Source organism: Chryseobacterium sp. c4a (assembly GCF_009900745.1).
Lineage (GTDB): Bacteria > Bacteroidota > Bacteroidia > Flavobacteriales > Weeksellaceae > Chryseobacterium.
The window spans coordinates 160,134-172,899 of sequence record NZ_WXVU01000009.1; the positions used below are offsets into that span (position 1 = coordinate 160,134).

Sequence of the window (12,766 nt, forward strand, 5' to 3'; positions counted from 1 at the left end):
CATTAGATTAACAAATATTTTAATATTTCGTTTATTATTAAGGGTTAAAAGCCATATCTTCGCATCAATTATTCACAAAAAGCGATAAAAATTCAATAAAGTTAATACCCAAAATGACCGTTAAGCTTTCCAAAATTTCTCTTCCTTTAAAATTGACCTTTCTTATTTTCTCCATGGTATTAAACTGTATGGGACTTATTATACTCCAACTTGCAGATACCAATATTACCTATGGAGAACTTGGATTTTTGGAATCTTTCAAAGACCTGCCTATTGCGTTTATCTCTTTATTTGCAGTGAGCTTCATCAATAAAACAGGAACTAAAAGAGCATTGATAGCAGCTTTGGCTATTGTAGGATTTTGTTCTTGCCTGCTTCCTTTTATAGAAGAATTTTGGTTCTACAAAGTATGGTTTGCTATTATCGGAGCTTGCTTTGCCATTGGTAAAATATGTGTTTTTGGAATTATCAGGAACAATATTTCGGATGAAAAATCATTGGCAAAAACGATGAATAGTGTAGAAGCTTCCTTTATGATCGGAATATTTGTCGTAAATACAGGATTTGGATGGCTCATCTCCAGCCAGTACTCCGAATTTTGGCGATTCGGATTTTTACTCATTGCCGTATTATCTGCTATTACGATTTTTTTACTTTTAAAAACCGAAATTACAGAATCTAAGCCGCAAAACAACCAAAGCATTTTCTCAGAATTATCCGGATTTACTACACCTGTTGTCGCTTTATTTCTTGCCGTGGTTTTCTTTATTGTCTTTGTAGAACAAGGCTTTAATTCATGGCTTCCTTCTTTTTATAAGAATCATTTGAAAGTTAATTCATTTTTTGCTCTTCAGGCCACCTCCTTCCTTTCCCTTTTTTCTTATGCAGGAAGGACTGTTACTGCTAATGTCATCCGGAGATTTTCATTATCAAAATATTATATTACATGTATTTCTTTAATCATCGTATTACTCCTGATTATTTTAGGAATTCAATATTTTGATTCTGAGGATTCAAAAATAATTTTGTTTTTATTTCCGGTAATAGGATTATTTCTCTCACCACTCTACCCTGTTGTCAATTCAAAAATGATTACTGTAGTTGATAAAGAAAAAATAAATCTTTTTACCTCACTCATTGTTATTTTCTCTTCTTTGGGAAGTTCAGTGAGTTCCATTATTATGGCTTTACTTTTTGGAAACCAACTGTTAAGCTTTTATCCTTTATATATTTTATGTTCTGTAATTCTTCTTTTTGTGATTAGTTTCATATATTTTACTGTCTCAAAAAGAAAATATAGAAAATAGTTTTATTTTTACAAGCATGAAAATAAAAGACACAAAAAGTAAAGAAACGCTTCAGGAACTGATCGACACCAAAGATTTTGTTGCTCATATTTCTGTAGACTGTACGATATTTGGCTTTCACAATAACATTCTGAAAGTCCTGTTATTAAAGTATCATGATCTGGATCTATGGTCACTTCCGGGTGGTTTTGTTTTCAATGATGAAGATCTTCGGGAAGCTGCAGAGCGGGTTTTGTATGAACGAACGCATCTTAAAGATCTGTTCTTAAAACAGTTCCATACGTTTGGAAGAATCGACCGTACAGAAAATAATGTTCACCAGATCCTGCTTAGAAATAAAGGAATAGAAGTTCCTGAAGATCACTGGATCTTTCAGAGATTCATTACTGTAGGATACTGCAGCCTTATTGATTTTTCACTCACCAATACTTTTCCGGATGCTTTTAATGAAAGCTGTGAATGGTTTGAAGTTAATAATCTTCCCAAGATGGCATTTGACCATGACAGAATTATAGAAACCGGATTAGAATACCTTCGAATGAACATTAATACTGAGGTAGCAGCCAGTAATTTACTTCCTGAAAAATTTACAATGAAGGATCTACAGGCACTTTATGAAACAATTTTGGGACAAAAATTCAGAAGGAATAATTTCCAGCGAAAAATATTAAGCCTTAATATCCTTGACAGGTTAGAAAAGTTATATGACGGGTCTGCAAACAAAGCTCCTTATCTGTATAAATTCAAAACCGAGGTACACAATGCCACCAATCAGTATCCTATCTCCAATGATGAGGAGGCTTAAAATATAGATTTTATCCCTGAAATAGGAAAAATCTACATTATCTGTTTGAAAACCAGCATTTAGATAAGTTTTCAAAAAAATTTCTCAAACACCACGAAAAATGTTATTTTTAACAAAATCAAAAAATCATGTCATATTATCCTCTTACAAGCATCCCTGATTATTATGGAATTGATGCTTTACTTACTGAAGAACACAAACTGATCCGCCAATCTGTAAGAGACTGGGTTGAAAGTTATGTAATGCCGCAGATTGACCAGGCAGCACAAAATCATACTGACCTTCCTGGCCTTATGAGAGAATTAGGAAAAATCGGAGCATTAGGCCCGTATATTCCTGTTGAGTATGGTGGTTCCGGATTAGATCAGATTTCTTATGGTCTTATTATGCAGGAGTTGGAAAGAGGAGATTCAGCAGTACGCTCAGCGGCTTCAGTACAAAGCTCTTTGGTAATGTTTCCAATTAATGAGTTCGGTTCTGAAGAACAAAAAATGAAATATCTTCCGAAACTGGCTGCTGGAGAAATGATCGGTTCTTTTGGATTAACTGAGCCTAACCACGGTTCTGACCCAGGATCTATGGAAACTTATTTTAAAGATATGGGTGATCACTATCTTTTGAATGGTGCTAAAATGTGGATTACCAACTCTCCTCTTTGCGATATTGCCGTAGTATGGGCAAAAAATGAAGAAGGAAAAGTACAGGGATTAATCGTTGAAAGAGGAATGGAAGGATTCACAACTCCGGAAACACACAATAAATGGAGTTTAAGAGCTTCCAAAACAGGAGAATTGGTATTTAACGATGTAAAAGTTCCGAAAGAAAACCTCCTTCCTGGCGTTACAGGATTGAAAGGCCCATTATCTTGTCTGAATTCTGCTCGATATGGAATTTCATGGGGAGTAATCGGGGCAGCTATTGATTGCCATTGCACTGCTGTTCAGTATTCTAAAGAGAGAAAGCAGTTTGGTAAACCAATTGGTTCTTATCAGCTTCAACAGAAAAAATTGGCTGAATTCTTAACGGAGATTACAAAAGCTCAGTTATTATGTCTTCAGCTAGGAAACCTTAAAAATGCTCACAAAGCAACTCCTGCACAAATCTCGATGGCTAAACGTAACAACGTTAAAATGGCAATTGACATTGCAAGAGAATCAAGACAGATTCTTGGTGGGATGGGTATCATGGGCGAATTCCCGATGATGAGACATGCTGCCAATCTTGAGTCTGTAATTACTTATGAAGGAACTCACGACGTTCATTTGTTAATCACCGGTTTAGATATTACAGGTATCAACGCTTTCTAAGGAAAGGAAAATATAGAATTAAGAGTCTGGTCTTTGGATCAGACTCTTTTATTTTACTCACGTTTTAGAGAATTTAATATTCGATGAATAACTGTTAATGTCTTAATATTTTTGAGGAATTAATAAAAATACTACATTAACAGTAGTAAAAATCCACGATATGAAGAAAATAACAACTTTTTTGTTAGGACTCACTGCGCCTTTTTATTTCGCCCAACAGGCAGGAGACCTTATCAGTGCTGAACAAAAGCTGGACTTGACTCCCCAAGGGGTTGTTAATTTCATAGCCAATAATCTTGGTGAACAAAACGCTCCGGATTTTGTGAGTTACCTGAACGGTTTCAATGTAGGTTTAAAAGGATATAAAATAACCTATTACACCAAAAATGAAAATAATGTACTGGTAAAAGCAACGGGACTTCTGATGTATCCGAATGTTAATATGAAGCTTTCCACCGTAGTTTCAGATCATGGTACTACCGATAGCAGGCACAATGTTCCATCTAATTTCAAGGGTGCATTAACTGCCGGATTCGTAGTAGAACTTTCTTATGTACTTAATGGTTATATTTTAATGGCTCCCGACTATGTAGGGATGGGAACCGGAGATGGTGTACATCCTTATGTAGATTATGCTACTGAAGCCGGTGCAACGATCGATTTTGTTACTGCAGCCAATAAAGCATTAGCACAATTAGGCATAAAACGATATGATGAATATTTCCTGGCAGGATATTCACAAGGTGCACATGCTGCCATGTCTACATTAAAACGGTTAAGCATCTCAAATCCAAGCAATTTAAAATTCAAATATGCTTATATGGGTGATGGGCCTTATGACATGTCTGAAACCACTTTAAAGAAAGGTGTTTTGGAAAAAGATATTTACCCGTTTAGCTCATTTTTAGCCAATGTACTTCACAGCTGTAATAATACAGGATTTAAAACGTACACAAATAATATTTCAGAAGTCATTTCTGCAGAATATCTTGATCGATATAACTATCATGTTGTTCAGGATAATGGAGGATTATTATGGGGATCTTTCCTTTGGAGAAAACTATTCACAACCAATTTTGTAAATGAAGTAACCAATAATCCCAATCATAAATTCAGACAATGTCTGAAACCCAAAGATGTATACGATTGGTATAATAAAACCCCAATGACACTAGGCCATTCTACCGTTGATTTAGCCATTCCACCAGAAAACACCTCCAAAACGATTGATGTACAACGTAGCTATTATGCATGGTGGGATCTGAACAAATACAAATTAGATTCTTTTTACTGGGGGCCTATCGGACATGTGGGTGGTATTGTTCCGTTTGTTCTGGCTTCTAATGCTAAATTTAATACCTTAAGAAGCGGTGGTCTTTTTAATGAATGGGCAGCCATAGGCTCTATTTTTGGAAAACAATCGGCAAAAGAGTCTCAGGAAATTTATCCTCTGTTCTCCTCCCAGATAAAACCTGATTTTGGGAATATGCAGCTACAGGAAATCACTGATTTTAATAAAGAAAAAGCAGTAAGCAGAGCAGCTACTGACCGCACTTTATCTTCCTTAAAAGATGGAGTATATCTGTTAAAAGTATCAGAAAACAATCAGAATAAGATGCTTCCATACATTAAGAACACCCCTAAAGAAGTAGCCGAAAATGAAATCGTACAATCTGAAAACAATGCCATTTTAAAATTAAAGATTGATCAAAACGAACTTTCTGCGGTACATATTTTTGATGAAAATAAAAATCTGGTTACAACCATTTCCAGAGATCAGTATCAGGAAAAAGGCGGAATCAGCCTACAGGATATGGATGCTCAGAAATATACATTCGAAGTAGTTACATCATATTATAATCTGCAATTCAGTAAAAATATCGGAAACCGTACGTTGGAAAACAGTACAGATATCTTTAGCCAAAACAAACAGATTAAGGCCAGATCCAATAACGACATTAAAAATATAAGTGTATACCATATTTCCGGAGCTTTGATTCTTCAGCAGGAAGTGAATTCTCAACAATATGAATCAAAAAGTATGGAACCTGGAATCTATGTGGTACAAATGACCCTTTCTAATGGGAAAACAATCAATAAAAAAGTTAAACTATAGCATCAATCCTTTTTATATATCATTTTCAAGTTAATTTTGGCACTCCAGCAATGGGGTGCTTTTTTGATCAAGCAGCTGTTTACAAGAATTTAAACCATCAATTTTTCGTATCTAAAGAAGATGGATGCCCCTGTTATATTGCAAGGAAACCAGAAAATAAAATATCAGATTAAAATTCCCACACTTTTCTCACTCAATATAAAACTATGTTTCTATGGGGTTAAAAACCTACTCACACAATTCTATAGTCTTTCAATAGAAATAACTCCAATAATATAAATTAGAAATAAAAAATCATAAAAACTAAAAACCACAAAAACAAACAACTGACAAACAACACAATACAATCTAAAACAAACGATCAAAGCGATCTCATAACCTCATAAATATTTTTTTTGTGCAAATGACATTTGTCAACTATTTTAAATTATTCTAAATAAAATTATAAATCTTATCTAATGCCTCCTACCTTTGCGGAAGAATAATGTCAGATGATCCATAACGATCCCAAATTCCCTTTTAAAAAACAAGTTTTTACATTTTTATTTCTTTTCACAACCTATTCAACAGTTCAAGCACAAGACAGATCTGCGGTCATTTTATTTGAAATAAAGAATAAACAAGCTGAACCTATCAGAGATTCAGAAATCAAAATCATATCCAGTGCAAATAACTACACTGTACCTACTAATGAAAAAGGAATTGCTACTCTATCAGTAATTCCTGGTCAGTATGTGATTGAGATTCGTAAAAATGGGATGATCGGATATTCAGGTAAGTTATCAATTACCCAATCTGAAACCTTTACATTTTCACTTACAGACAAAATAACATCTATAGAGGAAGTAACCATTACTGCTAAGGAAAGTAAAGGTCTGACTTCATCCTCTGTGATTTCCCAGCGTGCAATGCAGCATTTGCAGCCCTCTAGTTTTACCGATCTTCTGGAGCTTCTTCCCGGAGGCCGATCTGGAGACCCTGTTTTAAATCAAGTTAATAAAATCAGTCTTCGTGAAACTGGAAATCCAGGAAATGACTACAATACTTCTGCTATGGGAACCACATTTTTAGTAGATGGAGCTCCATTAAACTCGGGTGCTAACCTTCAGTATACCTATGATTTTTTAGATAAAAACAATAATGGACTAAAAAGGCGACTCAATCTCACTAGTGGTGTAGATATGCGAAGTGTTTCTACTGATCAGATCGAAAAAGTAGAAATTATGCGTGGGATTCCTTCTGTCATTTATGGAAATCTAACGTCCGGAATCGTTAAAATCACCAACAAATCAGGATATACTCATTGGAAATCAAGATTTAAAGCTGATGGCTACAGTAAACTATTTGCCATCAGTAAGGGTTTTGAAGATAAAAAGCATGGCTTGAAAATCAATACAGGAATCGACTATTTGCATGCTAAATCTGATCCAAGAGATCAACTTGAAAATTATAAAAGAATTACAGCTAATTTTGCTCTCATAAAGGAAAAACAAAGTAGTCAAGGTAATTTCAGATGGCAAACGCATCTTAGCTACACAGGTTCTCTTGATGGCTCAAAGACTGATCCGGATGTAGATTTATCACAATTAAACTCTTATGAAGTCAATAATCACCTTTTGAGTCTTTCCAATGTGTTTAATTACACCAAAAATGAGCCTTCATTTTACAAATCAACAGAGGTTCAGGCTACCATCAATCAAAGATTTGACAAAATAAAGCAAACCAAGTTCATTCAGCTGGAGAATGCAACCGCTTTTCCTCTATCCAGAAATGACGGTGAGTATGATGGCTACTACCCTACAGCTCAATATATTTCAGACTATAGTGTAGATGGCAAGCCACTTGATATTTTTGTGAAAATGGTAAATGCTTTTCAATGGGATTTCAAAACCGTTAAAAATGAGATCAATACAGGATTTGATTGGCAACTCAGTAAAAACTGGGGTCAGGGGCAACTATTTGATATTTATAAACCAATAGACCCTAAAGCCACTTTCAGACCTCGTGCTTATCGTGATGTACCAGCCTATTCTACTGCTGCTTTATTTCTGGAAACCATTAGTACAGCAGATCTTGGCAAACACAAACTTACACTAGCATTAGGGGTAAGAGGAAATTCGATGTTGAACCTGCCGGCTCATTTTAATATGAACGGAAAGGTGTATCTGGATCCAAGAACTAATCTTCAATGGGATCTACCAACATTTAATTTAATGAATAAAAAGGCTCAATTAGCATTAACATTAGGTTATGGTAAGCAGAGCTTATTCCCAGATCTTAATCTGCTATATCCTGAATTGATCTATAAAGATGTACAGCAATTGAACTATTTCCATTCTAATCCGAATTATAGAAAAGTGAATTATAAAACCATGATCTATAATCCTCAGAATCCGGAAATAGAACCTGCTACCAATGAAAAATTTGAGGCAAGAGTAGACTTTAGTTTAGGGTTCCATCAGCTCTCTGTAACTGTTTTTAAAGAAAAGATGCACAATGCTTTTCGCTCTATGAATGAATATGCAATTTATCAATATAAAAAATACGATACATCAGCACTCAATCATGATGCGATTACTTCACCTCCTGATGTCAATACACTTCCTTATCAAAGCATTACGGAGAATTTCATGTATTCAGCACAACGAAATGGAAGTAAAATAGACAAGGAAGGTGTGGAATTTCAGTATTCTTCCAATAGAATTCCTATCATTAATACAAGGTTTACCGTAAGCGGAGCATGGTTTCGCACTCAATATGGCAACAGTCTTCCGGTATACAGGAGACCTGATGTATTGATCAACGGCAGGCCTTATCCTTATCTCGGACTTTATAATGGAATGGAACCTAATTCTGTAAATGAAATCCTGAATACAAACTTGATGATGGATACCTACATTCCCAAATTAGATCTGATATTTTCAAGTTCATTCCAATTTTCATGGTATTCCAGCAGAAAGGTGGAACCTATGAGCGGACTCCCTAGTCATTATGTGGATCAAAATGGTAATATTTTCCCATTCAATCCTGATACAGCCCGTGGAACGATCCTCGAAAGACTGATTATGGTTCAGAATGAAGACCGATATAATGCTACAAGAAGACCTTTAGAAGCTAATCTTAACCTGAAAGTAACTAAAAGCTTCAGAAACAAAACAGTGATCGTTTCGATGTTTGCTAACAGGCTTTTCAGTTATTATGCACCCTACAATGTGAATGGATTTATCATCAACCGAAAAGGAGCACAAGATCCCTATTTCGGAATGGAGATCAATTTCAATTTATAACAATTTCAAACCAATAAATTATGTTAAAACATTTAGTAAGAACACTATTATTATTGTGTGCTGTAGTAAGTCTTGCAGCCTGTTCGTCTGACTCCGATGCCCCAGAGGTACAAGCTCAGACTACTCTAAACCTTGATCTGAGAGTTGTTCCGGAGAACATCCAGGTACAAGAATACAAGTATCTTACGGTAAAATTCAAAGAGCTGAACACTGGATTTACAGTTACTCAGGAGCTTAAAAACACCAATTTACTGAAAACAGTTCTTCCTATGGGAACTTATCACATTACTGTTGAAGGAAGTATTGTATATGGAGATAAATTCACGCTTATAGAGTCAAAAGTAGGTGGAGTTCAAACTGGAGTTGTTATCAATGGTACTGAACAAAGCAAAACGATTGATCTCTCATTGAAAGCAGAAAGCGGCGATCTTATTCTTGAGGAAGTATTCTTCACAGGTACTCAAACCCCACAGGGAGCTATGTATTTTGGAGACCAGTATTTTAAAATCACCAATAATACAGACCAGACATTATATGCTGACGGAATGTTATTGATACAATCAGCTTTCATGACCAATGAAAAGCAGGATTACAGCCCCAATATTATGGGAACGACATTCTCTGCAGGAGCAATCATTAGAATTCCAGGTAATGGAACCACTTATCCTGTATTGCCTGGCTCATCGATTATCATTGCAGAAGATGCCATCAATCATAAAGAATTCAATCCTTCATCAATCAATCTTTCTCAAGCTAATTTCCAGATTTTCAAAGAAGATTCCGACGATATTGATAATCCTACAGTCCCTAAAATGATCAATGTATTTGAGAAAATGGTTATTCACACGCAAGGATATTATGCGTATGCTATAGCACGTATGCCACCGGGAGTTACCAATGAATCACTAATCAACCAGAATTCATATACTTACACCTATAATCTTACTTTTGGCGGAGAGGTTTATCCTATGGATGGAACAGCTGTTAAAATCCCGAACCAATGGATCAAAGATGCAGTTAATTTAAGTGTACAGGACTCTTTCCAATGGCTGGTAACTTCTCCTTCTTTGGATATGGGATGGACTTCTGTAACTTCTTTTGATGGTGATAAAAACCGCTTTGGAAAAGCTGTTCGCAGAAAAGTTATTGGTAAAACTGCTGAGGGTAAAGATATTTTAAAAGACACCAACAACTCCACTGCGGATTTTGACCATGGGGTAAAACCTTCATTATTCAATTAAAATGAAACATTTTCAATCCATACTTATCCTGCCCATACTTTTTCTGGGTTCTGAAGTATATGCTCAGGACAACGACTCTATCATGAAGAAAATTCGTGAAGAGTACAGCTATGAAAGGATACTCAAAAACAGGATCAATACCAATCCTGCCAATATGTTAGATTCAAGGAAGTATCGCATTACAGTTTTTAATATATTCACTCAAAACAATGATACTCCCAATGAAATACAACAAAAAGGAAAGGGAAAAGATCTTTGGGGTGCAGAAACCCGCACTCACCAAATATTGGATCCAAAAACTGTAGTTTGGGGTAATGCTTCTTATTCGCAGGGAAAACACAAGCAGGTAGTATGGAACGAAAATGCTGATTATGACATCATCTATCCTTACGTAGCAGCCGATAGCGTTGGAGGTGATATGAAGTTTGAAAACTATGCATTTTCAGGAGGATATTCAAAACAGCTCAATACATTCACAGTAGGTGTTACAGGAAGTTATAAAGCCAGTCTAAGCTATCGTGATATTGATCCAAGACCTAAGAACACTTCTGCTCAATTCTCATTGGCTTTGGGTGCTAATAAACTGATGTTTAATCAGTTTAAAATTGGTGCTTACCTGGAAGCCGAAAAGTATACCCAAAAGCATTATTTGAGCTTTGTAAGCAATCAGGGATTTCCAATGATCTATAATATGAACGGATTAGGAAACTACAATGCTCTTCTTTCCGGAAAACTTCGACAAGCCTATTATGAAGGTTGGTCTTACGGAGGTGGTTTACAGATCTATGAAGCAGAAAACAGATCATGGTATCTTACTGCAGGAATGAAAAAGTTTAATCTTGATAAACTTTTGACGGAATATGCAGATCTTACTGCTTCCAAGATAGAGGAACAACAATTTAATTTTTCATTGGGAAAGTCTTTTGAAACCGGTACAATCTCTTGGGGAATTTCAGCAATAGGAAATCATACCAACAGAAAGGGAACAGAGAACCTTTTTCTTAATGATAATTCAAGGAATTACATAGAGATTGGTTCTGCAGAACGATACAGTCATCGGGTCACTGATATTGTTTTTAAAGGCTTTTTAGAGGTGGAACATAAAAGTGCAAAATCATCACTTATTCCTTATTTTGGATTAATTCAGGAAAATGAAAAATACAACAATCCGCTTTCATTTATTCATTTAAGTAAGCTTTCTTATGGTGCAGACTACCAATGGTTAAAAACATTTAGTGACAAGCTTGCTCTTTCCGTTTCCACAGGAGTTTCTATAATGGATGTCTATAAAAAAGACGCAGCATTTAATAGTTCCGGGAAACCTGCTATTCAGAAGATGTTACAGGAAAACTACCAATTTCAGTCTTCAGATTTTTGGCAGGCAAAAATTGATATTCATTTTCATTTCAATGTTCCGGTTATCAAGAATGCTTATGTAGGAGGTAAAATGGTGTACACCCATTTCAAAAACGATAACAATATGCTTTTCACAGCAACCCTAGGAGCCATTTTTTAAGCAAAAAAATATGAAATTTTCAGATATTAAATTAATACTGCTGATAGGCATCATTGCTCTATTTTGCATGCAGCATACCTTACGAACGTATGCAACAGATTATGGAGAAGTTGTCGCTCAATATAAAAAGCCCAAACAATATTGGCCAAAACCTTCTATTGATACGGATGTAGACTGGAAAGAATTTGAAGCCATAGAATGGGATTCCAATTATTATGAAACCCAGGAACTTCCTGAAGTGATGCTAGGAAAAAAATTATTCTTTGATCCTAAACTTTCTTCATCCAGTCAAGTTTCTTGCAGCAGCTGCCACAATCCTGAATTGGGCTGGAGCGACGGGCAGGAAATCGCTTTAGGTCATGATCATTTAATGGGGAAAAGAAATACCCAGTCTCTTTACAATATCGCTGACAGAACTTCCTACTTTTGGGACGGACGAGCGAAAACTCTTGAAGAGCAATTGGTAGGCCCTATTTCTGCTCATAATGAGATGAATATGAAACCGGAGAAACTGGCAGGAAAACTCTCAAAATACAAAGAATACAAACAGCTTTTTAAAGAGGTATACCATACCGACAAAATCACTTTTAATCAAATTGCCAGTGCAATAGCTACATTTCAGCGCACTCTTCAAAGCCAACCCAGTAAGCTGGATAAATTTATCAAAGGAGATTATAAAGCAATGAGCGATCAGGAAATCTATGGGATGCACTTATTCCGCACCAAGGCAAGATGTATGAACTGCCATTACGGTAAAAATCTAACGGATGAATCATTTCATAATATAGGGCTAACTTATTATAAACGTGAATATGAAGATCTTGGACTTTATCATATCACCCTTAATCCAAATGATGTTGGCAAGTTCAAAACGCCATCATTAAGGGATCTGAACTATACTGCTCCCTGGATGCACAATGGTTTAATGGATGACCTGCATGGTGTTGTTAATCTATACAATAGCGGAATGCAGATGATTAACCCAAGTCCTGAAGAAAAGAAGGCGGATCCCAATTTTCCGGTAACCGATCAAAGGATGCAGCCATTACATCTTAATAATCAGGAAATAGATGCTATTGTAGCTTTTTTAAAAAGTATGTCAGGCAGCTATTACAAAATGCCACGTCCCGAAATTCCAAGGCAGTAAATATTGGGCTGGAAGAGGGAGGCTGGAAGTTACTGTTTCT

Annotated in this window: 8 protein-coding genes; all 8 read left to right on the top strand. The window is 35.8% G+C overall.

Features of this window, described 5'->3' with window-relative positions:
* The first annotated feature begins 113 nt into the window (after positions 1–113).
* On the top strand, positions 114–1,307 hold the full coding sequence (locus tag GTR01_RS13560) for an MFS transporter (protein ID WP_160138362.1): 1,194 nt from the start codon (positions 114–116) through the stop codon (positions 1,305–1,307).
* A gap of 16 nt (positions 1,308–1,323) precedes the next feature.
* Positions 1,324–2,112 carry an NUDIX hydrolase gene (locus GTR01_RS13565; protein ID WP_160138363.1) on the top strand — a complete coding sequence of 263 codons (789 nt, stop codon included), beginning with the start codon at positions 1,324–1,326 and terminating at the stop codon, positions 2,110–2,112.
* 128 nt (positions 2,113–2,240) lie between these two features.
* The gene (locus tag GTR01_RS13570; RefSeq protein WP_160138364.1) at positions 2,241–3,419 is read left to right on the top strand and encodes an acyl-CoA dehydrogenase family protein; all 1,179 of its coding nucleotides are present in this window, start codon (positions 2,241–2,243) and stop codon (positions 3,417–3,419) included.
* Positions 3,420–3,579: 160 nt separating this feature from the next.
* Positions 3,580–5,535: a lipase family protein gene (locus GTR01_RS13575; RefSeq protein ID WP_160138365.1), complete on the top strand. Its 1,956-nt coding sequence runs from the start codon at positions 3,580–3,582 to the stop codon at positions 5,533–5,535.
* A gap of 491 nt (positions 5,536–6,026) precedes the next feature.
* Entirely contained in the window at positions 6,027–8,822 is a 2,796-nt protein-coding gene (locus tag GTR01_RS13580; RefSeq protein ID WP_160138366.1) for a TonB-dependent receptor plug domain-containing protein, read from the top strand.
* A gap of 20 nt (positions 8,823–8,842) precedes the next feature.
* Positions 8,843–10,063, top strand: a complete 1,221-nt coding sequence (locus tag GTR01_RS13585) for a DUF4876 domain-containing protein (protein ID WP_160138367.1) — start codon at positions 8,843–8,845, stop codon at positions 10,061–10,063.
* A 1-nt stretch (position 10,064) separates the two neighbouring features.
* Positions 10,065–11,579: a DUF6850 family outer membrane beta-barrel protein gene (locus tag GTR01_RS13590; RefSeq protein WP_160138368.1), complete on the top strand. Its 1,515-nt coding sequence runs from the start codon at positions 10,065–10,067 to the stop codon at positions 11,577–11,579.
* A gap of 10 nt (positions 11,580–11,589) precedes the next feature.
* Entirely contained in the window at positions 11,590–12,726 is a 1,137-nt protein-coding gene (locus GTR01_RS13595) for a cytochrome c peroxidase (RefSeq protein WP_160138369.1), read from the top strand.
* Positions 12,727–12,766: the final 40 nt, after the last annotated feature.

Excerpts from the sequence above, each read along its gene's own strand:
- GTR01_RS13560 (WP_160138362.1), top strand. The coding sequence starts at position 114 with ATGACCGTTAAGCTTTCCAAAATTTCTCTTCCTTTAAAATTGACCTTT.
- GTR01_RS13565 (WP_160138363.1), top strand. The coding sequence starts at position 1,324 with ATGAAAATAAAAGACACAAAAAGTAAAGAAACGCTTCAGGAACTGATC.
- GTR01_RS13570 (WP_160138364.1), top strand. The coding sequence starts at position 2,241 with ATGTCATATTATCCTCTTACAAGCATCCCTGATTATTATGGAATTGAT.
- GTR01_RS13575 (WP_160138365.1), top strand. The coding sequence starts at position 3,580 with ATGAAGAAAATAACAACTTTTTTGTTAGGACTCACTGCGCCTTTTTAT.
- GTR01_RS13580 (WP_160138366.1), top strand. The coding sequence starts at position 6,027 with ATGATCCATAACGATCCCAAATTCCCTTTTAAAAAACAAGTTTTTACA.
- GTR01_RS13585 (WP_160138367.1), top strand. The coding sequence starts at position 8,843 with ATGTTAAAACATTTAGTAAGAACACTATTATTATTGTGTGCTGTAGTA.
- GTR01_RS13590 (WP_160138368.1), top strand. The coding sequence starts at position 10,065 with ATGAAACATTTTCAATCCATACTTATCCTGCCCATACTTTTTCTGGGT.
- GTR01_RS13595 (WP_160138369.1), top strand. The coding sequence starts at position 11,590 with ATGAAATTTTCAGATATTAAATTAATACTGCTGATAGGCATCATTGCT.